The organism is Roseimarinus sediminis (assembly GCF_050433125.1).
Classification (GTDB): Bacteria; Bacteroidota; Bacteroidia; order Bacteroidales; family Prolixibacteraceae; genus Roseimarinus; species Roseimarinus sediminis.
Genome location: NZ_JBNPXV010000010.1, coordinates 65,034 through 91,756 on the forward strand (window position 1 = coordinate 65,034; position 26,723 = coordinate 91,756).

Here is a 26,723-nt window from a genome sequence, read left to right on the forward strand (position 1 = left end):
AACAGGAGTATTCCGCCCTATTTCAGGCCGGAATACTCCTTCGCTTTTGTACACAGGCAGTCTCAAAAAGAAAACCGTCATGATGTTTTTCTTTCGTTATCAACAAGCAAATAAAGGGAGAAAATTCCAGCTTACAGGCAGCTTACTGCTCTTGTTCCTGTCGGGCACACTAAGTGCTGCTGAAAATACCGGCGATTTTCACATCTGGAATACCAACAGTGTGAAAGGATCGCTGACAGAAAAATGGACCCTCAGCTTTGCCAACAAAAACCACATCAGCACGCAGCTGCAGGCCATTGATTTAAGCTACTATGAAATGGTTGCCGGCCGATCGCTGAACCCGTGGCTCAGTACAGCCATTGGCTACCGCAACCTGTTTAGTAAAAAGGCAACAAACTGGAACGAAGAGCAAAGGCTCATGGTCTATCTTTCATACAAGGGAACAAAAGGAAAACTTTATGCGCGCTGTAGTATGCGCTTAAGCTATCGGTGGCTGCAAAACAGCAGCAACAACATGCGCTACTACAATAAACTAACAATAGGATCTTCCTTAAAGGCCGGGACCTTAAAACTCAGTCCCTACCTGGCAGAAGAAAGTTTTGTTCTTCTTAACAGCCAGGCTTTTCACATGGCACGGGTATTTGCCGGATGCAGTATTCACAACAACAGCCCGCTCGCCTTCGATTTTTATTTCGGACGTCATTACAGCAAAGCCAACGAGCAATGGTCGTACTATCAACTGGCAGGACTTGGATTGTCGTTTACTTTTTAGCAGGCAGTGCTGATCGTTGCAAAACGCTCACCACATCGAACAGCTCATTTTCAATAAGCTGCTGAAATTCCTTTTTTGAAGGATCTGCCAGGTAGTATTCCTTTTCCTGGTCGAGCACCTCAACATCCATGAAACGACGCAGCACTTCTATTGAACGTTCATCGGCATTCAACATGTACACAGCCAGTTTGCCCTCATAGAATTTTCCCATAAAAACGGAGAAATAGAGCGAATCGCGAAAGTTGGCAAAATAGAAATCGTTGTAATACTTCACCAACACCTCTCCTTCTCCGGGTGTTTTAGAATTCAAAACAAAGGTATCGGCGTCCACTACAAGATAGTCATTCATTATTGTCACCGACATCAGTGAATCGGAATAGTATCCCTGCAAGTCCTTTTCGAAATGCTTAATGGCCATCCCCTTTGCCGGTTGCGGAGTACTAAAGTACAACTGTGCACATTGGGTAAAGAATGGAATGATCAGGATTATTATTATTCTCTTCATATTCAACATTATTTCTGACGTATCATTATTTTTCTCGCTCTTCCATCCATCAGTATTTCAAGCGGACCCGAAAAACGTACGTGCTTGATATAGTTGGTGCGCCGCACTACGGGCAACACCTTCAGCATATCGGTATTGACAAACGACTCTCCCGAATTGTAAGGCACCGAAAAGTAGCCCACGTTCATCGAAGTGACATTGTGAAAAAAATGTGACCCGAGCGAGGCGTCGATCGGGAAATCCTCGAGCCCCAGTTCCACAATGACCCGGGCATTCGATATCTGCGACCACACTACCGGAATGCCGGTAAAAGGATCGAGTGTACCCCAGCGCCCCGGACCAATCAGTATATATTCCTTTTTTTCTTCAACCATCAGGTCATTCAAGCGTCCAAGCTCCCTGGCCATTTCACGCGTTCTGGTCCGGTCGAAACTGGCAATATCAACGTAAATCAAATCGCGGATATGATCCAGCTTTCCATTGCCCATGCCCCGGGTGGCATACATCAGGGTGTTGCTTCTGTCTGCCTCATCAATGTCAACCAGCACCAGATCTTCTTTTCTGATCAGGGGCTTGATTTGCAGCAGGTAAAGGGTGGGTTGTCCGTTCTCGTCCGATTTATCCAGATCGACCGAATATTCCAGTTCAACAGGTGCCCCCATGGCTTCCTTGAAAATGCTTAATAACAGATGAAGCGAATCGGCCAATGGTATATGATCGTATTTCAACACATTGGCAAAATCGATCACGCGGGGCCCCAGTTTTTGAGTACCCGGTAACAGCATGTCGTTTTCGAAATCATAAGTTGACACCAGGTGGGTAATGGTTCCGTCCTTCTCGGCCTCCCGAATGGGAAATTTTTTGATGGTTGCCATTTCTCCTTCACTATCGAGATCAAACTCGCTCCTGGTCATGTCGATGGCATAAAATTCCACCTGGGTATCACGCATCAGATCGTTCACCGAGGCAGGATTAATTTTGGGATAACGCGGACAAAAACGGAACGATTTCTCCCCACCAACCACATACATCCCCAGTCCTACTCCTGCCACCGAGAATCCATCCGACGGCTCCATGTAGGCCACCGGATAATAATTGTACGACTGGGCAATTCCACTAATGTGCGGATAATACTTCTGATTGTACTCATGCCCCACCACTTCCTGAATAATGACGGCCATTTTTTCCTCTTCCACCTTGTAATTCACGGCATTAAAATACGAACGGGCCGTATGGGCAAAGGTTGATGCATACACCAGCTTAATGGCCTCGCGCAACTGCTGGTGCCGTACATTGATATTGGGATGATTGTTGGGCAATAAAAAAGTGCTGTACACCCCTGCAAAAGGTTGTAGCAGCGAATCCTCGAACAAACCCGACGATCGAACGGCCAGTGGCTTTTTCATATTCACCAGGTATAGAAACAGCCGTTCGTTGAGTGCTTCACTTATTTTTCCCTTCAGAAAAAGCTCATTAATATTGTCGTAGTTGTGCTGAACAATAATCTTATTGTACAGATCGTTGGCCTCGATAAAGGCATCAAATTCGAGGGCTCCGATGATGGCAGTGGCGGGCATCCGAATGTTGATATTGGGGATAATTTTCTTGAAATCGATGTTTTCGATGAAGTTGGAAATAAACGCCAGTCCACGCCCCTTGCCTCCCAGCGATCCTTTGCTAAGTCTGATCAGATAACGGTTGCCTTTTACCAGGCTGGGGTCAAAGTTGACAATGCGCCCCCTCAACTGTTGCATCTTCACATTTTCGAATACCTTTAGAATAAAATCACGCACATCCTTTTTGTGCTCAAATTCATCGGCCTGTTTCACCATGAGCTGTTCGGCCATGTTAATCTCCCCCCGGGCCATGAGCCATTTCGAAAATTCATTGCGGGAAGCATGATACAAAATCGATTCAATGGGCACTTTTTTCATCAGTTCCTGAAACTCGTGCAGGGAATGGGCCTCGGCCACTTTGCGTCCGTCGGGCATTAAAAATTCAAAGTTTCCAAAGCCCAGCCGCCTGAATATATAACGTTGAATGTCTTTTGAAAGACTGTCGGAATTCTTATTGATGAAATCGGCCCCCACCGTAGCGGCCCTTTCCTCATTGCTTACATCGTGCGACTGCAGCAGGAGCGGAATTTCAAACTGAATGGTCTGTTTAACGTATTTCAGCAATTCAATTCCGGCATCAATGTCGTCGATCCCGTTGCGCGAAAACTTCACATCGCTGATGACACACAAGAGGTTGTCCTTGTACTTGTTAACGATGGCAATGGCTTCCTCGTAGTTACTAACCAACAGAATTTTAGGCCGTGCCCTCATTTTCAGAATCATGTGCAGCTCGTCGGTCGAGTCGTCCGAAACCAGATTCTGGGTTTGCAGCATCACATGGGTATACAGCAGTGGCAGGTAGCGTGAATAATACTTCACCGAGTCTTCAACCAGCAAAATGATGCGTACACTGCCCACATTCACATCGCGCCATACATTTTTCTTGTCTTCAATGTATTTGATCATGGCCAGAAAGATGGTGGTATTCCCATTCCACACAAATACCCGGTCGATAAAGTGAAGCGGTTCGGCCGTTTTGGTAAAGTAAGCCAGATCGTAATTGTTATTCACCAGCAAAAGAATAGGCAAGCGGGGCTTGATGCTGTTGATTTCGCGCGCCACACTCACCGGCGCCTCCCGGTCGACACCAGCCATGATAATCACCATGTCGAAATGTTTCTTGTCGAGCACATCGATGGCCTCGGCATAGGTGTTCACACTGGTAAAACGGGGAGCCGAATAAAGATTCAGCTGCAGGTATTCACCAAATATCTTGTCGGAAAACTGACCTTCGCGCACAATCGAATAAGCATCGTACTTGGTAGCAATCAGCAGAATTTCCTTGACCTTGGTAGGCATCAGCTCCTGAAAAATATCACGGTCGCTTTTCCGTTTTTCGTAGATCGAAGCAAGCGATACATTTTTAATGTCAATCATAGAACTCAATAGTTGGTGTTGGACGAAATTAATAAAATAAGCCGGCTAAAAGCTGAGCAAAAGCACAAAAAAAGCCGGTATTTCGCATACCGGCTTCACGCCTGACTTAATAAAGTCGAAAATATAATGTAAATCAGTTTTTTGGGTTAAATGCCTTAATTCTTCGACAGGTAAGTGGCAACTCCCTCAGCTGTTGCATTCATTGCCTGCTCGCCTTCTTTCCAGTTGGCCGGACATACTTCACCATGTTCCTCAAAATGCTTCAGTGCATCCACCATGCGCAAAACTTCATCAACGCTGCGACCTAAAGGCATGTCGTTTACCAGCTGGTGACGTACAACACCTTCTTTGTCGATCAGGAACAATCCACGGTAGGCCACCGGATCGCCCTTAAATTCAGCTTCGTCGTTTTCATTGTATTCATAATTACCTGCCAGTACTCCATAATTCATGGCGATGGTTTTCGACAAATCGGCTACCAGCGGATATTTCACGCCCTTAATGCCCCCTTTGTTTTTATCGGTATTCAGCCAAGCCCAGTGCGAATATTCCGAATCGACCGAACAGCCTACAAGGGCCACTCCCCGCTTTTCAAATTCCTCTATGCGGTTTTGAAAAGCAATGATCTCGGTGGGACACACAAAAGTGAAATCCATGGGATAAAAATAAAACACTACATATTTTTCACCTTTGAATTGCTCCAGCGAAAAGTTTTCTACAATGTCGTTCCCATTGATTACTGCCTTTGCATTGAATACCGGTGCTTTTTTTCCTACTAAACTCATATCAACTATTTTAAGATTCTAATTACGGATTTGTTTCATTTTTGTAATGATTACAAATTAACTCAAGCCGTGTGAGACCTGCAAGACTTTGCCTGTTTTTTTATTGTTAAAAGCACAGAACACCTATTTAATGCTGAATTCCTGAATCTTAGTAATGTTAAAATAACATTAAGTCACCCTAAAGGGATAAAATCAAAACTTTCTCTATATTTGTAATCAAATCAATTATTTTTTATGAAGCATTTTAGTGAATACCTTAACAGCAATGGCATCCGGCCTTCCTTACAGCGGCTTAAAATTTACGAGTACCTGTATACCAGCCGCAACCACCCGACGGCCGACACCATCTACACCGCACTGGCACCGCACATCCCCACCCTGTCGAAGACCACGGTGTACAACACCCTGAAACTGTTTGTATTGAAAGGGGTCGCTGTGGTGGTGAATATCGAAGATCATGAAGCGCGCTACGATGCCGACACCTCGGTACACGGGCACATGAAATGCAAAGGCTGCGGCCAGCTCTTCGACATCAGCCTTACTGCCGGTGATTTCAGACTGAACCGGCCCGACGGTTTCACCATCGACGAAATGCAGATTTACATGAAAGGCTATTGCAAGGTTTGTAATCCGAACAAAAGCAATTGAAGGATATTCAGGATTTCACAGCTGTTGAAGCTTTGTCCGGAACAGGCACTGAAGTCCTGGCCACAGCAGCCATTAAGTAAATGACCGGCTTTTGTACCGCAGGCATGTTGCCAATTAATTGACTGTGCTGACGGAAGCAAACGTTCGTTTGATTCCCTTTCGGTATTCGAGCGAGGGATAACCAAATATCACAAACAGACCTTCCCTACTGCGATACCTAATCCCATACGCTGATCTGAACCTTCGCGCCTTTCTTCCATTTTGAATCAACGGATGTACTCCGCCAAGCAAGCAGCTTCCCAGTCCGAGCGACTCAAGGCCAACAGTCCCCGCCTGCCCTTTGAGATTTCGGCTGCACTGGCTGCCGATTACGGCCAGCTATACCCAACGCGCTGGGGCGCCATGCTAAGCATCAGCAAGCGCTGGGGGAATGAATAAGCTGCACCGTACCAGCCTGTGCGCATAAATAATTGAACCCTGGCTTTTAGCATGGCCCCTTGAATATTTTGGATCGTATCATCCCAGCTTCTTTTTTGCAGTATGGCCTTAGCCACTCCGTGCACCCTACCGCAGCCCTGTCCTCTTTAACTTTTACCGGTAACGCTTCGCAGAATGGAAGCACGGGCTTGCTTCTCTGCAAACTTAAACACACAGCAGTACAAATACAGGGCTTAAACAAGTGAATTACTTTGTCTTCAAGCACCATCAGCAAATTCACTGCAAGCCTGTCAGCGTCTTGAATGCTGACAGACATCTTTTCAGGCTCGCCATTCGTTCCGGCACAATACTACTCCTTTTCTCATACTCCATCCTCCACCCTTTACTCATCAAATCAAACCATTCACTCAATAAATCCGACCATTTACATAATATTTTTTTAAATGTCTATAAAATTCCTTTACTTAGAAGTGGTGAAGACGCAATGTGTTGGAAGGAAGAAAACAACAAAGCAAAAACTGATGCATGCAGTAAATAGAAGAGCAGATACCACCTGGCCCGGCTTCATGAAAAATCCACTACTTTGAATTGAATGCTTCGCGAAATGCTATCTATTGACAAGACTGTGGTGAAAATAAAAAAGAACACAAGATTAGCAATATAAACAGAGTAAATTTAAAACCGATGAACAAATCTTAACAAAATGGATAAAAGACAAAAACAAAAATTGAGAGATGCTTTTGATTCAATATTAAGAGCTGATTATATTACTCTTGACAAATTGGAAGAACTCGACAATCTTGAAAGCTATTACATTGACTATTTCGGTATTTTACAAGGTATACTGCAAAAACAAGATAACTATATATCAGGAAGGCGAGGCACTGGGAAAACTACAAATTTACTGAGAGCATATTATGAATGCTTAAAAACAATTGCCCCAAAACTAAAAGATAAAACTAGTGTCCTAGGAGATACCAAAATACTTCCAATATTTATTGACCTCAGTACTTGCAATGACCTCTTCGATTCAGACAACGATTTAAATCTGGTTGAAGTTCACTTTATTCGACAAATAATCGAAGCTCTCAAGAGACAACTCGCTTTAATGTTTGATGAATCTTTTCTATTGATATTTAAAAAGGAAAATCCTGCATTAAGTGACTTAGATTATATTGAGAAGGTATTGGTAGAAGGAGTTAAATTATTCAATCAAAGAAGTGTATTAGTAAAAGAAAGAAGCAAAGAATCAGCTCAGGCATCGGTTAGCGCAAAAGCATCTTTCACAGACGCATCAATTGAAGCTAATTTATTTGATACAGCAGAGGTTGAAGAAGAAAAAAGTTTTTCTCAGTTACGTGGATTAAACGTTCAAGATTTTCTAAATAAAATAAATGATATCAAGAGAAAAGCAAAAATTGATTCTATTTTCGTATTTATTGATGAGTTTTCTGATTTGAATAAATCATCCCAATTAAAATTTAGTTCGCTCTTAAAATCATTCCTTGGTTCAAGAATGGGTATGTTCTTCAAAGTAGGGGTAATTACGGATAGATTTGATTTCGGAGACAAAATTATTTTGGGTAGAGATATTTTCCCAATACCTTTGGATTTTAATGAATATGTGGAAAGATTTGGGGGAGCAGTTGCTGCAATGAACAAAATGCAGGAATTTGTTCAAATTCTAATCGAAAAAAGAATTGAAATATTTTGCCCTGAGCTCAGCGTGTATGAAGTATTTAAAGGCAACTTATCAGAAGCTTATTATAGGATTACTAGAGAAACTATTGGAGTTTCAAGAACAATTGGGATGATTCTACAAAATGCTTTTATTCAGGCTCAATCAACACAGAATGATAGTCGAATTGGATTGACTGAAATAAATTATGGAATAAGCAGTGCAAGAAAAACATATCAAAAACAGTTTATTGGAAGTGTAAAACGTAAACTTGTTTTTGGATTCTACATGGATATGTGGAATGCCATCCTTAAGAAAGCTCTTGCAGAAAAAAGCAAATTCCCAGACAGAGCAGCTAGTCATCTAATGATTGATCCGCTTAGAAAAGAATATTTAAATGTTTTATGTGAGAATTTCTTGATACATTTCCTATCTGAAAATATCTCATCAAAACACGGAGGAAACTACAATTTATATTCAATTGATTTTGACATTTGTGCTGAGCTTAGCATCAAATATGCTGACAAAAAAGATGATTATACTCCAATTAGATTTGTGTACGATTCTGTTCTCTCAGAATTTGACCCATATTTCCTCCAGACAAAATCCAAAAGTTACCGATGTCCTAAATGTGAAAAGATTTATGCAGAAGATGAAGTCGTTAAATTTAAAGTAAAAAGATGTTTTGATGATGATGAAAAACTAATTGAAATTGTCCATCAAGATATGCCGACAACTGAAGGCAACTATGCAGAAGTAGAAATAAAAATTCTTGGACTTATTTCACAATTGACAAAAGAAGAAGAAACAACTGCGAGGGAAATAGCAGATTCGGTTGGCTGCACAGTACAAAAAGTAGCAATTTGGGGGACAAGAGTTTTGGCTAAAAATGGTCATATCTGTATCGGCCAAAAAAATGGGAGAAATTTCTATTACAATAATGAATAAAATTCTAAACCTGCTCCTCGAAACACACAGAATGATGGCAAGCGCCTGGTGCGTATATGATCCACGCCTTTCAAATAGTGGATTTATAATCATCTCATTCCTGGTCAAAATAACTGGCTTGCTTGAAAATGCCAAGATGTAGCTCCCCGGATAGACACAGTGCAGAATTCATAGCCCGCCCCGCTCTTTTGCAGAAATACCCTCGAGTATATATTGCAGCTGAGTAATTTTAACGACACACACGGTGCTATAGTGAAGCTTAAATTGTATTTTTGAATCTTTTGATAAATGAAAAACGAAAAACTAACAAGAAAAGAAATTATTGACATCCGGCTAAAACTAGCCGGATGGAATGTTAGTGATCGTTCACAAGTAATTGAAGAATTTGACATCATTGTTGACCAAAACCTGGTTCAGGAAGCTCCTACTCCTTATGCCGGACACCAATTCAGCGATTATGTTTTGCTCGGAAAAGATGGCAAACCCCTGGCAGTTGTTGAAGCCAAAAAGACTTCTGTTGACGCTGCTATTGGACGCGAACAGGCAAAGCAATATTGCTATAACATTGTAAAGGCTCAGGGAGGAGAACTCCCTTTTTGTTTTTATACCAACGGACATGATATTTACTTTTGGGATTTGGAAAACTATCCGCCCAAAAAAGTATATGGATTTCCGACCCGTGATGATTTAGAACGATACTTATACATTCGCAAATCAAGAAAGGCATTAGCTGGCGAATTAGTAAATACTAAAATTGCAGGACGGGTGTATCAAATAAATGCTATCCGTATGGTAATGGAAGCCATTGAAAAACGGAAACGAAAGTTTTTGTTGGTAATGGCAACCGGAACAGGAAAAACAAGAACCTGTATTGCTTTTGTAGATGCTTTAATGCGTGCCGGATGGGCTGAGCGCATTTTGTTCCTTGTGGATAGAATAGCACTGCGTGACCAGGCATTGGAAGCTTTTAAAGAACATTTGCCTAACGAACCGCGATGGCCAAAACAGAGTGAAAAGGAAATAGCCACCGACAGGCGTATTTATGTTTCCACTTACCCGACTATGTTAAACGTAATCAGGGATGAGAAAAAAAGCCTTTCGCCCCATTTCTTCGACTTGATTGTGATTGATGAAAGCCATCGAAGTATTTACAATACGTATCAGGAAGTTTTAGACTATTTCAATACCATTACATTGGGTTTAACAGCTACGCCAACCGATGTAATTGACCACAATACCTTCGATTTGTTTGAATGCGAAGATGGTGTACCCACTTTTGCATATTCATACGAGGAAGCCGTAAATCATATTCCACCTTACTTGTGCAATTTTCAGGTAATGAAAATTAAAACCAAGTTTCAGGACGAAGGCATAAATAAAAGGACGATTACGCTCGAAGACCAACAAAAATTGATTGTTGAAGGGAAAGAAATTGAGGAAATCAATTACGAAGGCACCGATATTGAAAAAAAGGTAATCAATCGGGGAACAAACGCATTGATTGTGCGAGAGTTCATGGAAGAATGCATCAAAGATGCCAACGGTGTTTTGCCCGGCAAAACAATCTTCTTTTGTATCAGTAAAGCCCATGCACGGCGGATTGAAGAAATCTTCGATTCACTTTATCCCGAATACTGTGGCGAACTGGCAAAAGTATTGGTAAGCGACGACCCTCGTGTTTATGGTAAAGGCGGCTTGCTCGACCAGTTTACCAAAAACGACATGCCTCGTGTGGCTATCAGTGTGGATATGCTCGATACAGGTATTGATGTTCGGGAATTAGTAAATCTTGTTTTTGCAAAACCTGTTTACAGTTACACCAAATTTTGGCAAATGATTGGACGAGGAACACGTTTGCTCGAACCTGCCAAAATGAAACCGTGGTGTACCGAAAAAGATATGTTCCTTATTCTGGATTGTTGGGACAATTTCGAATATTTCAAACTCCATCCGAAAGGAAAAGAGCCAAAACAGCAGATTCCTTTACCTGTTCGTTTGTTTGGTGCACGGCTGAGTAAAGTTGACGAAGCGCAAAATCAAAATGAAACGGAGATTGCATCAAAAGAGATTACAAAACTTCAAAAGCAAATAAAAACGCTGCCTAAAAACTCGGTGGTGATTATTGATGCTCAGAATGATTTGCAACGATTAGAGGATGATAATTTCTGGAACAATTTGACTGCCGATAAAATTGAGTTTTTGGAATCGGTTGTAAAACCATTGTTCCGCACGGTTTCCGATTCCGATTTTAAAGCCATGCGATTTGAAAAGGATATTGTGGAAGTATCGTTGGCTCATCTGCAAAAGGATGAATCTAAATACGAAACCATTCGCGAAAGCATTGTAGAAAAAATTGGCGAATTGCCTTTGAGTGTTAATATTGTAGCCAGAGAAGAGGAACTGATTAAAAAAGCGCAAACCAATCATTATTGGGCAACCATAAATGAAAGCAAGTTTGACGAATTGATTGAAAAAATCTCTCCATTAATGAAGTTTCGTGAAGCAGTGATTACGCTTCCGCCTGCAAAATATAACCTGAAAGATATTGTTTCGGAAAAGGAATTTGTGGAGTTTGGCCCGCAACACGAAGCCTTGAGCGTGGCAAAATACCGTGAACTGGTGGAGCAAAAAATTAACGAACTGGTTTCTTCAAGTCCGATGCTGCAAAAACTAAAACAAGGCTTGGAATTAACACCCGAAGAAACTGAACAACTGGCGGAAGACCTGCACAACGAGCATCCGCATATTACCATTGATTTACTCCGCAGGGTTTACAACCATCGTAAAGCACAATTGGCTCAATTTATCAAACATATTTTGGGCATTGAAATACTGGAAACTTTTGCCGAAACCGTAAGCAAAGCATTTGACCAGTTTGTGAATCAACACAGCTATTTAACAAGCCGCCAGTTACAGTTTTTAGACTTATTGAAGAATTATGTATTGGAAAAAGGTGAAATCACCAAACGCAACCTGATTGAATCGCCGTTTACCATGATTCATCCCGAAGGCGTAAGAGGCATTTTTAATGCCAGAGAGATTGAAGAAATTATTGAATTAACGAACAAAGTATTAGCAGCCTAAATTGTCTGAATCAGGATGAACAGAATTTGTGAATTTTCAGAATAGAAAAATGGAAAAAGATGAATTGACATATAAAATTATAGGCTGTGCAATGAAAGTTCACAATACCATGGGGCCAGGTTTTCAGGAGGTGATTTATCAACGTTGTCTGGCTATAGAACTAAAAAGAGCCGGTATCGACTTTCAAAGAGAGCAGGAACAAACCGTTTTCTACGAGGGCATTCATGTTGGTACACGACGTGCTGACTTTATTGTTGAAGATAAAGTGGTCGTTGAATTAAAGGCATTGGTCAATTTGGAAGATGTTCATCTGGCTCAGGCAAAAAACTACACGGTTGCTTATGATTTTCCTCTTGGCCTTTTAATTAATTTCGGCAGCCAAAGCTTACAATATAAATTGATATTTAATCCTAAATATCACCCCAAACCAAATTCAGTGTAATAATTTTAAAAATTTTGTAAATTCTTTAATTCAGTAAATTCAGATTCAGACAATATGCTCCAAAATAACAGCACATTAAAATCATTGATAGCCAAGCTCTGGCAAAACTTTTGGGAGGGCGGAATTGCCAATCCCCTAACGGCCATTGAGCAAATGACCTATTTAATTTTCATGAAACGTTTGGACGATTTGGAAGCCAAACGCGAGCGTGATGCCGACTTTACAGGTGAAACCTATAATTCTCGTTTTGCTGGCACTTATACCTTGCCAGGCAGCAACCAAAAAATCGACAAAAGCGAATTGCGTTGGAGTGTGTTTAAGCATAAACCAGCCGATGAAATGCTGATGCATGTGCAAACCCGTGTATTTCCGTTTATGAAAAACTTAAATCGTCAGAAGCAGGATTTTCAGAATGAAAGAATTACCGGAATTGTAAATAATAAAATAGAAAACCAGAGCAAAGTAAATCCTGAAAATTTTGTTAATCCTGTAAATTCTGATTCAGACAGTTTTACCCGCCACATGGAAAATGCGGTTTTTATAATGCCTAAAGCCAGTTTGTTGGTTTCGGCTATTCAGCTGATTGAAGATATTTTTACTGAAATTGAATGCGATGCCACTGAAGGCGGACAATCTTTTCAGGACATTCAGGGCGATGTATACGAAATGCTGTTGGGCGAAATTGCACAAGCAGGCAAAAACGGACAGTTCCGTACACCAAGGCACATCATTAAATTAATGGCTGAACTGGTTGCACCGCAATTAGGACAACGCATTGCCGACCCTGCTTGTGGTACGGGTGGTTTCTTATTAGGTGCTTACCAATACATTTTAAGCGATTTGGTGCGTAAAAAAGATGCTTCGAAACTGGTAACCGACGAAGATGGTTTTGAACGTGCTGCCATTAGTGCCATACTCACGCAAGAAGTAAAACTGATACTCGACCAAAGCTTTTCGGGTTACGACATCGATACTACCATGGTTCGTTTGGGCATGATGAACCTGATGATGCACGGCATTGATGAACCCTTGATTGACTACAAAGACACCCTTAGCAAAAGTTTTAACGAAAACAGCCAGTACGATGTCATTATGGCCAATCCGCCATTTACAGGCAATATAGACAAAGGCGACATAAACGAAACACTGCAACTACCCACCACCAAAACGGAGTTGTTGTTTGTGGAGCGTATTTTCCACATGTTGAAAATGGGAGGTACGGCTGCTGTAATTGTGCCACAAGGCGTTTTGTTTGGTAGCGGCAAAGCCTTTAAAACTTTGCGTCAAACACTTATTGAAAAAGCCGAACTAAAAGCCGTTATTGCTATGCCAAGCGGAGTGTTTAAACCTTATGCAGGAGTAGCCACCGCCATTTTACTATTTACCAAAGGCGGAGAAACCAACAATGTTTGGTTTTATGGCATGGAAAACGATGGTTATAGCCTCGACGATAAACGCAACAAAATTGCCAACAGCGATTTACAGGATATTGTAAAGCAATTCAGAAAATCCAGAAATTCTGCAAATTCTGATTCAGACAGAAAGGGAAAACACTTCTTCGTTCCCAAAGCCGAAATTGAAGCTTATGGCTACGACCTGAGTTTCAGCAAATACAAAGAGGAAGTGTACGAAGAAGTGGTGTACGAAAAGCCTGATGTGATTATAGGCAAACTGGAAAGTATCGAAAGTGATATTAATAAGGGCTTAGCAGAACTTAAAAGGATAGTTTAATTATGTTGGAAAAATTAGGTTCAGTTTGCGATTTTCAAGGAGGTACACAACCACCAAAAAAAGAGTGGTCTGCCATAAAACTTGATGGTTATATAAGGATGCTTCAAATAAGAGATTTTACACAGCCAAAAGAGGAGTTTATTGGATATGTAAAAGATAAGGCCACTCTAAAAAAGTGTAATTCTGACGATATTTTAATTGGGAGATATGGAGCTTCAGTAGGTAAAATATTAACTGGTCTTAGCGGTGCATATAATGTTGCAATTATTAAAACAGTTCCAGATGATGAAAGGCTTGACAGAAAATATCTTTATCATTTTCTAATAAATCCAAGGTTTCAGAATTTTATAAAGAATATTGGTGGTCGTGCCGCTCAGGCTGGATTCAATAAAACTGATATTATTGATTATCCGCTTTATGTGCCAAAAAAAGAAACTCAACTCCACATCGCCAACATCCTCACCAAAGCCGAGCGCCTGATAGCCCAGCGCAAAGAAAGCATCCGCCTGCTTGATGAATATTTAAAATCGGTGTTTTTGGAGATGTTTGGTGACCCGGTAAGGAATGAAAAAAGTTGGACAAAAAACAATTTTGGAAATTATATTCTTAGAATAATAGCTGGTTCAAGCTATGGTGGAGAGCAAAAAGAAGAGCTAAACGATGATGAATATGGAGTATTAAAAGTTAGTGCAGTTACATGGGGAATATTTAATTCGAAGGAATTTAAAGTTGTAAAAAAAAGTAATTTGCGTGGAGAAATTATTTCTCCCCAAAAAGGAGATTTGTTATTTAGCAGAGCTAACACAAAGGAACTGGTTGGAGCCACTTGTATAGTTGACAAAGATTATCCAAAATTATTTCTGCCAGACAAACTTTGGAATATTGTATTGGACGAAAACAAATTACAGAAATCATTTATTCATTTTCTTTTTAAACATCCTTCCTTCAAAATGGAGTTGACTAAAGGAGCAACTGGAACAAGTGGTTCAATGCTCAATATTTCAATGGAAAAACTTCGGAAAGTGAACGTTCCTGTTCCCCCTCTCGAACTTCAAACCAAATTCGTTCAAATCGTTGAAAAAACCGAAGCCCTCAAAACCCAATACCAACAAAGCTTGCAGGAGTTGGAAAACCTGTATGGTAGTTTAAGCCAAAAGGCTTTTAAAGGCGAGTTGAGTTTGAAAGATGAGGGTTTGTTAATGGCTGCGGAGCCGGAAACTAAATACGGCGTATAGAAATGGCAAGTGAAGCATTAATGACATACCAACAAGTAATAGAGTCTTTGAATAAGAAAGGACGGCAGAAACATTTATTGCTTGGTAATGGATTCAGTATGTCATATGATTCAGGCATTTTTTCATATAATGCATTAAGCGAGTTTCTTGAAAACTTGGATAATGACATACTTCAAAAGCTTTTTCAGATAATCAAAACAAGCAACTTTGAATTATTGATGGAGCAACTCGACAATGTGGCTCAAATAGCAGAAGTTTTTGAAGCAGATAAAAAAGTTGTTGCTAATATTCGGAAAGCTACAGAAACCCTTAAAGAAAGTCTGATTGAAGCTATCAAAGAACTTCATCCGGAGCATGTTTTTGAAATTCCTGAAGAAAAAAGTAAAGCATGTGCAATTTTCCTGAATGAATTTCTATCAAAAGACGGTTACATCTTTACAACCAATTATGATTTATTACTCTATTGGGTTTTAATGAGAAATCAACTTGACCGCATGGGCGATGGTTTCGGGCGTGAAACAGATGATACTGATGAATGGATTGAACCCGAAGAAAGAGATTGGTCTGAATTGCGTTGGGGTAAAAATAGTGACTCACAATCCATTTTCTATATTCATGGAGCACTTCATTTATTCGACACAGGAATTTATGTAATTAAAGAAGAATACAATAGTGAACATGTGTTGCTTGAGAATGTGAAAGAAAGAATGGAACGCAAGGAATATCCGATTTTTGTAACTGCGGGAAACGGAGAAGAAAAGCTAAGTCACATTCGCCATAATCGATATTTATCATATTGCTACGACACGCTTTCAAACATTGAAGGTACATTGATTTGTTTCGGTTTTGGTTTCGGCGCATATGACGAACATATTATTGCTGCTATCAATAAAGCTGCAAAAAAGAAGAAAGATAAAGATGGTAAATGGCACATATTAAACAGCATTTACATTGGTGTTTATTCTGATTCAGATTTGAAACACTTAAAATCAATAGAAAGTAAGTTTAAATGCTATGTCCGATATTTTGATGCTAAAACTGCAAATGTATGGGGATAAGTCAATCCTCGCGCCCCACAACATGCAGAATAATCCCAAACGCCTGATTCAGATCTCCGTGCCATTTAAATGGTAGCCTGGTAATTAAGTGGAGCAGTTGCCGCAGTAATTTATCTGCGACTCATTCCGCAAAACGGATCCCGAAAATCGGGATCCGTTTTGCTACAACTTCCAATTCGGGAGTTTTCGATGAACAGGAAAATCGATTTTTTAAGAGCAAAAGCCTCTTCCGTAAAAACCAAGCTTGCTTTTGGTCAAAACCAAGCTTGATATTGAGTGAAACCTAGCTAGGTTTTGAGTGAAACCAAGCTAGGTTTTAGGTGAAACCAAGCTAGGTTTTGGGTAAAACCAAGCTTGATATTCATCTAAGAGCTGATTTTGTTAAATCCGGCCTGTTCAAGCGCATGAAGAATGCGCTTACCCGGCCTGTAGTTCACACTTACACTTTTAATAGAAGCAGCAGATACTTTATCGGCCGACTCCTCACCCCGACTACTAAGAGACGGGTACAGACTTCCCAATTTTTCAAGCCTTACAATCCGGCTTTGGGACAATTTTGTCTGGATCACATTTTCCAGGGCAATGATGACGCCCCGAATATCAGACTCAGACAACGCACTGAACTTTTCTATGTCAGCAACCAGTTCGTCAATGGTAGCTTCTTTACCATTAACAACATGCGCATAGAACTTTTTCTCGCCACCACCGGCTATGCCGGGCTGAGCTTTTTCAACAATTTTGAAATCTATAGACATACAATTATAGAAATTTAAGATTAAAAACCTGAAAGCGGCATTGCTTCCGAATCATACAGAATCGATGGCACAAGGTCCGCTTACAGCTAATTTGAGAGGCTTTTGCTTTCTTATCTTATCATTTCTAATTCTTTCTTTTTATTTATCCGGATTTGCTGCTGCCTTCATAAGTGCATAACAGTCAGCATCAAAAACAATTAAAAGTTAACTGCTTTCAGGCGCTTTTGAAAAAAAATTGAGTGAATGGCCGGAAATATTGAGTGAATGGACGTTTTTATTGAGTAAACAGAATTCGCCCCCGGTTTGTAAGTGATACGCAGTGGCTAATGTCTGAAATAAAGACCGTCTCCCGCTAATTGTGTAAACCCGGTTTATTAATATAGTTCAAATCGTTCATCAAAAATAATTAGAAATTGATTCAGGATCATTCCCCAGTCACGGAAGAGGTGGCATTCTTCCATCACCCCACCTCCTGTTGTGTTCTATTGTTTCTATTGTGGTTTTCGTCGAGTGTCTGAGTTTCTGTGTGCATAAGTTCATTATTTTATAAGCTCTCTTAAAGGTTAACAACTGTTTTCCATCGCTTCCAATTACTTTCTATTGCTTCGATGCATTTGCTATAGCGGTTAATTTTTGAGTGCATGAGTTCATAGATACATAAGAAGCCCTCTGTAAGAACCGTTTACAATTAGACGTGGCAAGCTGTTAAAAAGCAGCTGTGTTGAGTCTACTTTTACTCACGCCCTTTCAGCTGTTGCTTTGTATCCTGTGTCTTTTGTCTTAGGTCTTGTGTCTTCAATGAACAAAATTCACAGAAAAGCTTTGTATCATTGTATACCAAAACAAAGAGTGATGTCACAGAAGCTTCCAATCAAAAACATGGTTTGCCCGCGCTGCATTGCCACCGTAGAGCAGTTGTTCATGCAGGAGCAAATTCCTGTTCGCTATGTCAAACTGGGTGAAGTTGAAACGCTTGATAAGCTGGATGAGCAACAGCTTCGCACCATTGAACAGGAACTAAAAACAAGGGGCTTTGAACTGTTAAAAGACCACAACGCCGTTTTGATCAGTAAAATAAAAAGCATCATTATCGATCAGGTGCATCATCACGACGAGCGGCTCCATATCAACTTTTCGACCCTGCTTTCCGGGCAGCTGCATCACGACTACAGTGCACTCAGCAAATTGTTTTCGTCGGTCGAAGGCATTACCATTGAGCGCTACCTGGTGAAACAGCGCATCGAAAAAGTAAAGGAACTGCTATTTTACAACCAGCTCACGCTGTCGGAGATTGCCTTTAGGATGAACTACAGCAGCGCAGCCCACCTGTCGGCCCAGTTTAAAAAAGAGACCGGCATGACGCCTTCCGAATTCAGAAAAATGCGAAAGCCGGGCCACCAGCCCCTCGATTTGATTTAGTGCGTTCAAAGACACAAAAGAAAAATGACAAACTAGAAAATCGAATTTTAAATGCTAAAGTTGCTTCCGGAAAAATACTATCTTCATTAAAAATTTAAACACGAAAGATGATATTAATAGCTGAAAGCGGATCGACCAAGACGCAGTGGTGCATGGTGTCGGAGCAGGAAATTGTTTCACTGGTCAATACGCCGGGTATTAACCCGGTATTGCTGTCGACCAATGAAATCATCAATCTGATTCATCCCATTGTTTCCGAAACCGACCAAATTATCTTCGACGATGTTTACTATTACGGAGCGGGTTGTTCATCGCCGGTGAATGCAGGTAAAATCCGTTCGGCTCTCGAAGCGGTGGTAGCCTGTGAAAGGATACATATTGATACCGATCTGAAAGCAGCCTGTCTGGGCCTGGCCGGTCATGAACCCGGCATGATTGCACTTTTGGGTACCGGCTCCAATTCATGCATTTGGGACGGGAAGCAGATTCAGGCGAAAATTCCCTCGCTGGGCTACATTCTGGGCGACGAAGGAGGTGGTGTTTCCATTGGCAAAAAACTACTTGCCGACTATCTGCGCCTGCTGATGCCCGAAGAATTACGCAGCAGCTTTGCCCAAAAATACGACATCGATACTCCATACGTACTTGAAAGGGTTTACCAGGGCCAGATGCCCAACCGCTTTTTAGCCGGTTTTGCTCCCTTTGCCGAAGAACACATCGGGCACCCCTATTGTCTTTCGCTGGTAAATGAACAGTTCAAAGCCTTTTTTAACAGCAACCTGCTGCGTTATCCCAATTACCGGAATTACCCGCTAAGTTTTTGCGGATCGATTGCCATGTGCCATGCCGATCTGCTCGAAGCGCTTTGTAAGGAACATCAGCTCAGCATCAACAAAATGGTAAAGGCACCGATTGACGATCTGGCCCTTTATCATCAGCATTTGCTTTAAATTATTGCTGCTTGTAAACCGGTTCAATTTTTAGCAGAATGTGCTCCAGCATGGGGTTTTCTTCCGGATTGTAATCGGCTTTAAGGTTGGTAAAATGAAGGTGGGCGGCGATCTGCCATAGCCCGGCCCTGAATCCGTTCCGGTATTCTTTGATCAAATCGTAGGGAGTTACATTCAGTTCACGGGTAATCAATTTTAAGAAGAGCCGCCCCTGACGCGAATTGATGTCTGAAAGATGGTGAAGGTATTTTTTCTTGGTCTCATTTTCATACCATTTCAAAAAAGCTTCTTTCTCATCGCCCTTATACATTGGCAATTCACGGTTTACCTTCTCGTATTCCTTTTTCACAATCAGAACCAGCGGATATACCTTGTGGAGGTCCTCTTCCATTTGCCGGTATTGTTCCCGTTGCTTTTCGCTTTCAAAAGGAAAGGGTTCAATCACCACCACCTCGTCGATCAACAGGTTGATCATGGCCGAATCGGCTTCCTGCTGGGCCAAAATTATATTGGCCCACAAAAACAGCAAAAAGGTGATGGTCAGGTAGCGCATGCGATTGTTTTCATTTCCTGCTTGTATTACTGAAAAGTTTTTCAATATCCTCATTGATATCGATAACAAACAGCTTTTCAAAATCGTTGAGGCAAGCGAGCAGATGGGCAAGTTTTAGTAAGGACTCCAAAGAAATTTGTCCGCTTTGTTCAAAGCGCTTAATAGAGCCCAACGAAACACCCGACCGTTTGGCAAGCTCTGCCTGGCTCAGCTTTTTCTTTTTTCTGAGTTGTTTATGCCTCGATGCTATTTCGTGCATAACATCGGATGGTAGTTTATTGGTGCTAAATCGATTCACTTGGATAAAATATTAGCCAAATATAGCCATTTATGCACAAAATAGATAATATATTATCTATTAATCTTCAATAAACCTGAAGTGTGGCCACTCCCATAACACTTCGTACCGGCAAACAATGCATAAATTTTCCTATAGGGTTATGAGTCTGTTTTAGTTCTTTTAATGTAATCAAACAAGAAGTTCAAAGCTACAAGTCTTCCAGTATCATCTTGAGCACTGCCTGGGCCGAAACCACGCGGTTGGCCGCTTCTGAGATCACAATTGAAAACTACATTTTACCATATCGACCTTCTAAAATCCCAATTACAGACAGGTCTTCGTCTAAATCAGGCCAATGTAAACCGGTGCCACCACAAATGATCTCAATATTGTTTAATTGCTCAGTATTAGCTTTCTTAAATTTTGAATTTAAATAGATTGGAAAACGCACTTCTTTTTCGTCTGACAACTTAAAGCAAATATGATCCTTCTCATACCAGGCTTTTGTTGCAATATGGTTTAACTCAGCTATTGTGTACTTCATCCCACTTCGATTTTATTAATTCAAGACTTTCAAGAACTAACTGTTCTGCCATCCTCAAGTCAGAAACCTACATGCCCTGAGCATATTCCAACTCTACAGGTTCTATCCAAAACTTAGCAAAACCTCCTGCCTTCCTAACATGTATATGCACTGGTTCACTTCCTTCATTGGAATAAAAGAAAAATACAAATCCATATTTTCGAAAGACTTCAGGCATAACAAATACAAAGTTAGAAAAACCAGATCAAGAATAATATTCAATAAACTACAAGTCTTCCAGTATCATCTTGAGCACTGCCTGGGCCGAAACCACGCGGTTGGCCGCTTCGGGGATCACAATTGAATTAGGGCTTTCAATCACCGAGTCGCTCACCACCATGTTTCGCCGAACCGGTAAACAATGCATAAATTTGGCTTCGTTGGTCACCGCCATCTGCCGGTCCGAAACGGTCCAGTTCATGTCCTTCGAAAGTATTTTTCCATAATCGGTATACGAAGCCCAGTTTTTGGCATAAATGAAATCGGCTCCTTCGAAGGCTTTCATCTGATCGTATTCCACCTTCACATTGCCCATGAATTCAGGTGCCAGCTCATAGCCTTCGGGATGGGTCACCACCAGTTCGTAGTCGGTTTGACGCATCCATTCAACAAAGGAGTTGGGAACAGCCTGCGGCAAGGCCCGTGGATGGGGAGCCCAGGTCAAAACCACCTTGGGCCTTTTTACCTTTTTATATTCTTCGATGGTAATATGATCGGCAAAACTCTGCAGCGGATGACGGGTAGCCGCTTCCATACTCACCACCGGCACACCGGCATATTGCACAAACTGATTCAGGATGATCTCGTTGTAGTCGTCCTCCTTGCTTTCAAACTGAGCAAAGGAACGCACACCAATAATGTCGGCATAGGAACCAATTACCGGAACAGCTTCCAGCAGGTGTTCGGCCTTGTCGCCGTCCATTACCACACCCCTTTCCGACTCCAGTTTCCAGGCCCCCTGGTTTACATCAAGCACCATGACCTTCATCCCCATATTTTCGGCTGCTTTTTGTGTACTCAAACGGGTACGCAAACTCGAGTTAAAAAACATCAGAATCATGGTTTTATTTTTCCCCAGGTGCTGAAAATCGTAGGGACGTTCCTTTACTAAAAAAGCTTCTTTCAAACCTGCTTCCAGGCTGGGTAAATCGAATACTGAGGTGAAATGTTTCATGGTATAAGAATTTTAAAAGTCAATAGGAAAAAGTCATTGGTCAAATGGAAAAAGTCACTGATTCATTGGTCAATAGGAAAAAGCCATTGGTTATTAAGTCATTGGAAAGGGTCATTATAAAATGGTTTTTTTTAACTTATTGACTCTTATGGTCTGATCTGTCCTTCGCCTTCAATGAGGTATTTGTACGAAGTCAGTTCTTCGAGTGCCATGGGTCCCCGGGCGTGCAATTTCTGGGTCGAAATGCCAATCTCGGCTCCCAGACCAAACTGGGCTCCGTCGGTAAAGGCAGTCGAGGCATTGGTATAAACCGACGAAGCATCGACCAATTTACGGAAAAGTTCGATGCGCTGTGGATCATCCGAGATAATGGCTTCGCTGTGTTTCGAGCTGTGACTTGCAATCTGATCGAGTGCTTCATCAAACGAAGCGACGGTTTTGACCGAAGCTTTTAACGAAAGGAATTCAGTTCCAAACGACGCATCGGTGGCGTGTTCAAGCAAATGTGCCGGATATTTGCCTTCGAGCACCGTGTAAGCTTCCTGGTCGGCATAAAGCAACACACCGGCTTCGGCCAGGAGTTCGGTCAGATAAGGCAAATCGCTCAAGCGCTCCCGATCAATGATCAGGCAGTCGAGTGCATTGCACACACTGGGCCGCCGGGTTTTGGCATTGTGAATAATGGCACGACCCTTTTCCTTGTCACCCGAAGTTTCAAAATAGGTATGACAAATGCCCGCACCGGTTTCAATCACAGGTATTGTCGCATTTTCGCGTACGAAATTGATCAGCTGCTGACTTCCCCTTGGAATGAGCAAATCGACATAAGCCCGCGCATTCAAAAGCTGCCGGGTTTCTTCGCGCCCCGCGGGCAACAGGGTCAGTACATTTTCATCGATCCCGTGCTTTTTAAGGATTCCGCGAATCAGCTGAACACCGGCGGTATTGGAGTCGATGGCATCGCTTCCACCCTTTAAAATACAGGCATTTCCCGATTTCAGGCAAAGCGAAAACACATCGAAGGTCACGTTGGGGCGTGCTTCATAAATGATCCCAATAACGCCGAAAGGCACACTCACCTTTTTAATCTTCAAACCGTTGGGACGTTTTGTTTCCGACAAAACCCTTCCAAGTGGTGAAGGCAGTGAAGCCACATTGTGCATGTCGGCAGCAATGCCTTCAATTCGTTCGGCTGTCAGCTGCAAACGATCATATTTCGGATCCTCCTTGTCCATGCGGGCAAGGTCTTTTTGGTTTTCAACAAGCAATTCAGCAGTGTGAGCCACCGCCGCATCGGCCACTTCGCGCAGTACCTGGTTAATACTGGCTTCATCCAGTAAATTCAATGTTCTTCCGGCTTTTACTACCGCTTCAAAAATTGGAGTACAGTCCATAATATAGTCATTAGTCAAAAGTCATTGGTCATTAAAAAATGATTGACTTCCGCGAATGCGGATTATTCATTTAAAAACATATAATCATAGTAAATCAAAGGCTTACGGGCCTTTTTGCCCAGCAGTAACTGTGCCTCGTCTGAATCGTACTGCGACTTTCCAAGCCCCAGCTGCCTTCCTTCTTCATCCTGAATACGGATGATGTCACCTTTTTTGAAAAAACCGTTCAGTTCAGAAACACCTATGAGCAGCAAACTATTGGCATTCGTGTCAAAAAGTGCTCTTCGTGCTCCTTCGTTTACTACCACCACTCCTTTGGCAAAACTTTCGGAATGGGCCAGCCATTTTTTGTTACTTTTCAGCTTCTTTCCATTGGGCACAAAACGGGTACAGGGCACTTCGGCCTGATGTACTACATCGACGAGTATACCGCTTCGGGTGCCATTGGCAATGAAAACATCAATGCCTTCGAGGGCAATCTTTCGGGCTACACTGTATTTGGTGTGCATGCCGCCGCGTCCAAAACCCGATTTTTGCGACGAAATATAACTTTCGTGACTCCGGTCGGAGGCCTTGATCTCCGCAATCAGCGCTGTCCCTTCGTCACCGGGATGACCATTGAAAATACCATCAACATTCGATAAAATAATCAGCGCCTCACAGCTCATCATCGACGAAATCAGACCCGAAAGTTCATCGTTGTCGGTAAACATCAGTTCGGTAACCGAAATGGTGTCGTTTTCGTTCACCACCGGTACCACATTGTTTTCGAGCATGGTGCTGATGCAGTTCTTCATGTTAAGATAATGCTTTCGGTCGCCAAAATTCTCCTTGGTGGTGAGCACCTGTGCACAAACAAGATCGTGGGCCTCGAACATTTCGCGATAGGTATTGATTAGTTTTACCTGACCAATGGCCGACCACAACTGCCTTGCCGAAACGGTATCGATGCGGGGCACCGTTTTTACCATGGTTCTTCCGGCAGCAACGGCGCCCGACGAAATCAGTATGAGCTCAACACCTTCGTTTTTCAGCTCACTGATTTGATCAACCAGGTGGCGAATGCGCTGAACATCAAGACTCCCGTCTGTTCCGGCCAGCACATTGCTTCCTACTTTAACTGCTATGCGTTTGTATTTCTTTAACTTCATTGATTGGTCTTAGTATAAAACATGACAAATGTCATTATTTTAAGTTGAATGACCAAGAAAAACTGCCATCATATGATTTAAGCCTTGCGTTCAATCTTGTTGTACGAGGCCAGCAGGCCTTTAATGATCGACGAACTAAAACCCGCATGTTCCATTTCGTTCAGTCCGGTAATGGTAATGCCTTTGGGTGTTGTCACCTTGTCGATTTCGGCCTCAGGATGCGAATTGTTCTGCAGAATAAGTTCGGCTGCACCTTTGGTAATTTGTGCGGCCATTACTTTGGCATCCTCGGCACTGAAGCCAATTTCAACACCGGCCTGAATGGCCGCCCTGATGAAACGCAGAGCAAAGGCAATTCCGCAGCCCGCCAGGGCGGTAGCTGCCGGCATGTGTTCTTCGGAAATAAAAAGCACCTGTCCCAACTGACCGAATAAAGACTGGATGGCCAGTTTTTGCTCCTTAGTATTGTTATGACCCGAGATACACGACATCGACTCACTGATGGCAATGCCGGTATTGGGCATCACCCTGAACAAGGGTGGTTTACAAGCCAGCTGGTCGTAAATATACCCCGACATGATGCCGGTCACACACGAAACCAGCACGGGCATGTTCTTTTGAACTTCTTCTTTTATTTCATCGAGCAGTCCGTCGATTTGCCAGGGTTTTACCACCAGCATTACCAGGTCGCTTTGAGCAACGGCTGCCCGGTTATCGTCGAGTGCCTGGTAACCATCGTTGATGAGCGACTCCAGGCGCTGAGGATTTTTCTCTGTCAGAATCAAATCCTTACTGCTGATTGCACCAGAACTGATCAGTCCCTTGGCAATTGAGAATCCAAGATTTCCAGCACCTAAAACGGCAATCTTCTTTAAGTCCATATCCTATATTTTTTGGCTTTCATTAAAGTACTTCTTTCAACTTTTCAATAAAATAAGCGGCATTTTCCTTTTTCAGATTAAGCGGAGGCAGCAGCCGAATAGTACGCTTTCCTGAAACACCGGTAAAAATTTTCTTCTCAAAAAGAAGTTTTTTTCTGATCTCCGCAATTTCGCGGTCGAATTCAATTCCAATCATCAGTCCAAGGCCCCTCACCTCTTTAATTCCATCAACTAAGGCCAGTTCCTTCATCAAAAAATCGCCCACCCTGGCAGCATTGCTCATGAGTTTTTGCGACTTCAGCACATCGAGCACGGCAATTCCTGCAGCACAAGCCAGATGATTGCCTCCAAAAGTGGTTCCCAGCAAGCCGTATGAAGCTTCGAACGAAGAATCGATCAGCACTCCGCCCATGGGAAAACCATTGCCCATTCCTTTCGCCATGGTAATCAAATGGGGTTTAATTCCGGCATGCTGAAAAGCGAAGAACAAGCCGCTACGGCCATAGCCCGACTGAATTTCATCGAGAATCAAAACTACCGATTTTTCTCTGCACAATTGTTCCAGATCGCGTAAAAACTGCGCTTCAGGTACATGTATGCCGCCAATTCCCTGAATACCTTCAATAAATACAGCGGCCACATCATCGTTGGCCATTTCGCTGCGTAGCGCTTCAATATCGTTCAGAGGCAGCCACCGAACATCGCTACGATGATTTACAGGAGCCACGATCGACGGATTATCGGTAATGGCAACGGCCCCCGAGGTACGACCATGGAAGGCCTTCTTAAAGGCCAAAACTTTTGACTTTCCTGTTTTAAACGAAGCCAGCTTCAATGCATTTTCATTGGCCTCGGCGCCGCTGTTGCAAAGAAAAAGACGGTACTCATCCATTCCCGACAATTGCCCCAGCTTGTTGGCCAGTTCCTGTTGAAGCGGATTTTGAACAGAATTGGAATAAAAGCCCAGTTTCTCGAGCTGGGCCGAAATGCTTGCCACGTAATGCGGATGAGAATGCCCAATAGAAATTACGGCATGACCACCGTACAAATCGAGGTAACGCACCCCGTTTTTATCCATAACATAGGAGCCTTCTCCTTTTACCGGTTCAATATCGAACAGCGGATATACGTCAAATAAGTTCATAATACAATGTTTAGGAAAACAGGAAAAAGTCAGTGCTCATAACGTAATCGTATTAATATATTAGCCTGGTAAAAATATTTTCTCACTTTTAAACATTTACCGACTTTTCAACACAATGACTC

The 26,723-nt window shown here is 42.1% G+C and carries 24 protein-coding genes; 11 read left to right on the top strand and 13 right to left on the bottom strand.

The window, feature by feature from the left end:
• Positions 1–79: 79 nt before the first annotated feature.
• Positions 80–772 carry a DUF2490 domain-containing protein gene (locus FHS86_RS13540; RefSeq protein ID WP_429414594.1) on the top strand — a complete coding sequence of 231 codons (693 nt, stop codon included), beginning with the start codon at positions 80–82 and terminating at the stop codon, positions 770–772.
• Here FHS86_RS13540 and FHS86_RS13545 read toward each other — a convergent pair.
• The 3 genes from FHS86_RS13545 to FHS86_RS13555 all read right to left on the bottom strand — a co-directional run bounded on the left by FHS86_RS13545 (position 762) and on the right by FHS86_RS13555 (position 5,055).
• Entirely contained in the window at positions 762–1,277 is a 516-nt protein-coding gene (locus FHS86_RS13545) for a hypothetical protein (RefSeq protein WP_429414597.1), read from the bottom strand. The genes FHS86_RS13540 and FHS86_RS13545 overlap by 11 nt on opposite strands.
• A gap of 8 nt (positions 1,278–1,285) precedes the next feature.
• A complete protein-coding gene (locus FHS86_RS13550; RefSeq protein ID WP_429414600.1) occupies positions 1,286–4,270 on the bottom strand; it encodes a PEP/pyruvate-binding domain-containing protein in 2,985 nt (994 codons plus the stop codon).
• 155 nt (positions 4,271–4,425) lie between these two features.
• Complete coding sequence (locus tag FHS86_RS13555) at positions 4,426–5,055, bottom strand: peroxiredoxin (protein ID WP_429414603.1); 630 nt, start codon at positions 5,053–5,055, stop codon at positions 4,426–4,428.
• Positions 5,056–5,289: 234 nt separating this feature from the next.
• Between FHS86_RS13555 and FHS86_RS13560 the strand changes: the two genes are divergently transcribed.
• From FHS86_RS13560 to FHS86_RS13595, 8 genes are all read left to right on the top strand, one after another.
• Positions 5,290–5,703 carry a Fur family transcriptional regulator gene (locus FHS86_RS13560; protein WP_429414606.1) on the top strand — a complete coding sequence of 138 codons (414 nt, stop codon included), beginning with the start codon at positions 5,290–5,292 and terminating at the stop codon, positions 5,701–5,703.
• A 273-nt stretch (positions 5,704–5,976) separates the two neighbouring features.
• Complete coding sequence (locus FHS86_RS13565) at positions 5,977–6,141, top strand: hypothetical protein (protein ID WP_429414609.1); 165 nt, start codon at positions 5,977–5,979, stop codon at positions 6,139–6,141.
• A gap of 703 nt (positions 6,142–6,844) precedes the next feature.
• Positions 6,845–8,767, top strand: a complete 1,923-nt coding sequence (locus tag FHS86_RS13570; protein ID WP_429414611.1) for an ORC-CDC6 family AAA ATPase — start codon at positions 6,845–6,847, stop codon at positions 8,765–8,767.
• Between the two features lie 288 nt (positions 8,768–9,055).
• Positions 9,056–11,851 carry a type I restriction endonuclease subunit R gene (locus tag FHS86_RS13575; RefSeq protein WP_429414614.1) on the top strand — a complete coding sequence of 932 codons (2,796 nt, stop codon included), beginning with the start codon at positions 9,056–9,058 and terminating at the stop codon, positions 11,849–11,851.
• 49 nt (positions 11,852–11,900) lie between these two features.
• Positions 11,901–12,293: a GxxExxY protein gene (locus FHS86_RS13580; protein WP_429414617.1), complete on the top strand. Its 393-nt coding sequence runs from the start codon at positions 11,901–11,903 to the stop codon at positions 12,291–12,293.
• An 84-nt stretch (positions 12,294–12,377) separates the two neighbouring features.
• Positions 12,378–14,024: a class I SAM-dependent DNA methyltransferase gene (locus tag FHS86_RS13585; RefSeq protein ID WP_429414620.1), complete on the top strand. Its 1,647-nt coding sequence runs from the start codon at positions 12,378–12,380 to the stop codon at positions 14,022–14,024.
• A 2-nt stretch (positions 14,025–14,026) separates the two neighbouring features.
• Positions 14,027–15,259, top strand: coding sequence for a restriction endonuclease subunit S (locus tag FHS86_RS13590; RefSeq protein ID WP_429414622.1), 1,233 nt, complete (start codon positions 14,027–14,029; stop codon positions 15,257–15,259).
• Positions 15,260–15,261: 2 nt separating this feature from the next.
• On the top strand, positions 15,262–16,317 hold the full coding sequence (locus tag FHS86_RS13595; RefSeq protein ID WP_429414625.1) for a DUF4917 family protein: 1,056 nt from the start codon (positions 15,262–15,264) through the stop codon (positions 16,315–16,317).
• 365 nt (positions 16,318–16,682) lie between these two features.
• Here the strand turns inward: FHS86_RS13595 and FHS86_RS13600 are convergent, their stop codons facing one another.
• Positions 16,683–17,072 (bottom strand): HU family DNA-binding protein, encoded by a 390-nt coding sequence (locus FHS86_RS13600; RefSeq protein ID WP_429414628.1) that lies wholly within the window; start codon positions 17,070–17,072, stop codon positions 16,683–16,685.
• Positions 17,073–17,924: 852 nt separating this feature from the next.
• On the opposite strand from FHS86_RS13600, the gene FHS86_RS13605 reads away from it, so the two are divergent.
• Both FHS86_RS13605 and FHS86_RS13610 read left to right on the top strand, forming a co-directional pair.
• The gene (locus FHS86_RS13605; RefSeq protein WP_429414631.1) at positions 17,925–18,491 is read left to right on the top strand and encodes a helix-turn-helix domain-containing protein; all 567 of its coding nucleotides are present in this window, start codon (positions 17,925–17,927) and stop codon (positions 18,489–18,491) included.
• 107 nt (positions 18,492–18,598) lie between these two features.
• On the top strand, positions 18,599–19,441 hold the full coding sequence (locus FHS86_RS13610; protein WP_429414634.1) for an ATPase: 843 nt from the start codon (positions 18,599–18,601) through the stop codon (positions 19,439–19,441).
• A gap of 1 nt (position 19,442) precedes the next feature.
• Here FHS86_RS13610 and FHS86_RS13615 read toward each other — a convergent pair whose 3' ends face one another.
• The 9 genes from FHS86_RS13615 to FHS86_RS13655 all read right to left on the bottom strand — a co-directional run bounded on the left by FHS86_RS13615 (position 19,443) and on the right by FHS86_RS13655 (position 26,601).
• A complete protein-coding gene (locus tag FHS86_RS13615; protein ID WP_429414637.1) occupies positions 19,443–20,048 on the bottom strand; it encodes a DUF4294 domain-containing protein in 606 nt (201 codons plus the stop codon).
• Positions 20,005–20,292 (bottom strand): helix-turn-helix domain-containing protein, encoded by a 288-nt coding sequence (locus FHS86_RS13620; RefSeq protein WP_429414640.1) that lies wholly within the window; start codon positions 20,290–20,292, stop codon positions 20,005–20,007. The genes FHS86_RS13615 and FHS86_RS13620 overlap by 44 nt, the downstream gene beginning before the upstream one ends.
• A 271-nt stretch (positions 20,293–20,563) precedes the next feature.
• Positions 20,564–20,818: a DUF2442 domain-containing protein gene (locus FHS86_RS13625; protein ID WP_429414643.1), complete on the bottom strand. Its 255-nt coding sequence runs from the start codon at positions 20,816–20,818 to the stop codon at positions 20,564–20,566.
• A 67-nt stretch (positions 20,819–20,885) separates the two neighbouring features.
• Positions 20,886–21,035, bottom strand: a complete 150-nt coding sequence (locus FHS86_RS13630; protein ID WP_429414645.1) for a DUF4160 domain-containing protein — start codon at positions 21,033–21,035, stop codon at positions 20,886–20,888.
• Positions 21,036–21,083: 48 nt separating this feature from the next.
• On the bottom strand, positions 21,084–22,031 hold the full coding sequence (locus tag FHS86_RS13635; RefSeq protein ID WP_429414648.1) for an N-acetylornithine carbamoyltransferase: 948 nt from the start codon (positions 22,029–22,031) through the stop codon (positions 21,084–21,086).
• A gap of 146 nt (positions 22,032–22,177) precedes the next feature.
• The gene (locus FHS86_RS13640; RefSeq protein ID WP_429414651.1) at positions 22,178–23,425 is read right to left on the bottom strand and encodes a glutamate-5-semialdehyde dehydrogenase; all 1,248 of its coding nucleotides are present in this window, start codon (positions 23,423–23,425) and stop codon (positions 22,178–22,180) included.
• Positions 23,426–23,487: 62 nt separating this feature from the next.
• Positions 23,488–24,576, bottom strand: coding sequence for a glutamate 5-kinase (gene proB / locus FHS86_RS13645; protein WP_429414654.1), 1,089 nt, complete (start codon positions 24,574–24,576; stop codon positions 23,488–23,490).
• Between the two features lie 77 nt (positions 24,577–24,653).
• Positions 24,654–25,457 carry a pyrroline-5-carboxylate reductase gene (proC, locus tag FHS86_RS13650; RefSeq protein ID WP_429414656.1) on the bottom strand — a complete coding sequence of 268 codons (804 nt, stop codon included), beginning with the start codon at positions 25,455–25,457 and terminating at the stop codon, positions 24,654–24,656.
• A 22-nt stretch (positions 25,458–25,479) separates the two neighbouring features.
• The gene (locus FHS86_RS13655) at positions 25,480–26,601 is read right to left on the bottom strand and encodes an aspartate aminotransferase family protein (RefSeq protein WP_429414659.1); all 1,122 of its coding nucleotides are present in this window, start codon (positions 26,599–26,601) and stop codon (positions 25,480–25,482) included.
• Positions 26,602–26,723 lie beyond the last annotated feature (122 nt).

What these genes read in the sequence shown, in the direction of transcription:
- FHS86_RS13540 (WP_429414594.1), top strand. Translation starts at nt 80, where the DNA reads ATGATGTTTTTCTTTCGTTATCAACAAGCAAATAAAGGGAGAAAATTC.
- FHS86_RS13545 (WP_429414597.1), bottom strand. Translation starts at nt 1,277, where the DNA reads ATGAAGAGAATAATAATAATCCTGATCATTCCATTCTTTACCCAATGT.
- FHS86_RS13550 (WP_429414600.1), bottom strand. Translation starts at nt 4,270, where the DNA reads ATGATTGACATTAAAAATGTATCGCTTGCTTCGATCTACGAAAAACGG.
- FHS86_RS13555 (WP_429414603.1), bottom strand. Translation starts at nt 5,055, where the DNA reads ATGAGTTTAGTAGGAAAAAAAGCACCGGTATTCAATGCAAAGGCAGTA.
- FHS86_RS13560 (WP_429414606.1), top strand. Translation starts at nt 5,290, where the DNA reads ATGAAGCATTTTAGTGAATACCTTAACAGCAATGGCATCCGGCCTTCC.
- FHS86_RS13565 (WP_429414609.1), top strand. Translation starts at nt 5,977, where the DNA reads ATGTACTCCGCCAAGCAAGCAGCTTCCCAGTCCGAGCGACTCAAGGCC.
- FHS86_RS13570 (WP_429414611.1), top strand. Translation starts at nt 6,845, where the DNA reads ATGGATAAAAGACAAAAACAAAAATTGAGAGATGCTTTTGATTCAATA.
- FHS86_RS13575 (WP_429414614.1), top strand. Translation starts at nt 9,056, where the DNA reads ATGAAAAACGAAAAACTAACAAGAAAAGAAATTATTGACATCCGGCTA.
- FHS86_RS13580 (WP_429414617.1), top strand. Translation starts at nt 11,901, where the DNA reads ATGGAAAAAGATGAATTGACATATAAAATTATAGGCTGTGCAATGAAA.
- FHS86_RS13590 (WP_429414622.1), top strand. Translation starts at nt 14,027, where the DNA reads ATGTTGGAAAAATTAGGTTCAGTTTGCGATTTTCAAGGAGGTACACAA.
- FHS86_RS13595 (WP_429414625.1), top strand. Translation starts at nt 15,262, where the DNA reads ATGGCAAGTGAAGCATTAATGACATACCAACAAGTAATAGAGTCTTTG.
- FHS86_RS13600 (WP_429414628.1), bottom strand. Translation starts at nt 17,072, where the DNA reads ATGTCTATAGATTTCAAAATTGTTGAAAAAGCTCAGCCCGGCATAGCC.
- FHS86_RS13605 (WP_429414631.1), top strand. Translation starts at nt 17,925, where the DNA reads ATGTCACAGAAGCTTCCAATCAAAAACATGGTTTGCCCGCGCTGCATT.
- FHS86_RS13610 (WP_429414634.1), top strand. Translation starts at nt 18,599, where the DNA reads ATGATATTAATAGCTGAAAGCGGATCGACCAAGACGCAGTGGTGCATG.
- FHS86_RS13615 (WP_429414637.1), bottom strand. Translation starts at nt 20,048, where the DNA reads ATGAGGATATTGAAAAACTTTTCAGTAATACAAGCAGGAAATGAAAAC.
- FHS86_RS13625 (WP_429414643.1), bottom strand. Translation starts at nt 20,818, where the DNA reads ATGAAGTACACAATAGCTGAGTTAAACCATATTGCAACAAAAGCCTGG.
- FHS86_RS13630 (WP_429414645.1), bottom strand. Translation starts at nt 21,035, where the DNA reads ATGCCTGAAGTCTTTCGAAAATATGGATTTGTATTTTTCTTTTATTCC.
- FHS86_RS13635 (WP_429414648.1), bottom strand. Translation starts at nt 22,031, where the DNA reads ATGAAACATTTCACCTCAGTATTCGATTTACCCAGCCTGGAAGCAGGT.
- FHS86_RS13640 (WP_429414651.1), bottom strand. Translation starts at nt 23,425, where the DNA reads ATGGACTGTACTCCAATTTTTGAAGCGGTAGTAAAAGCCGGAAGAACA.
- proB (WP_429414654.1), bottom strand. Translation starts at nt 24,576, where the DNA reads ATGAAGTTAAAGAAATACAAACGCATAGCAGTTAAAGTAGGAAGCAAT.
- proC (WP_429414656.1), bottom strand. Translation starts at nt 25,457, where the DNA reads ATGGACTTAAAGAAGATTGCCGTTTTAGGTGCTGGAAATCTTGGATTC.
- FHS86_RS13655 (WP_429414659.1), bottom strand. Translation starts at nt 26,601, where the DNA reads ATGAACTTATTTGACGTATATCCGCTGTTCGATATTGAACCGGTAAAA.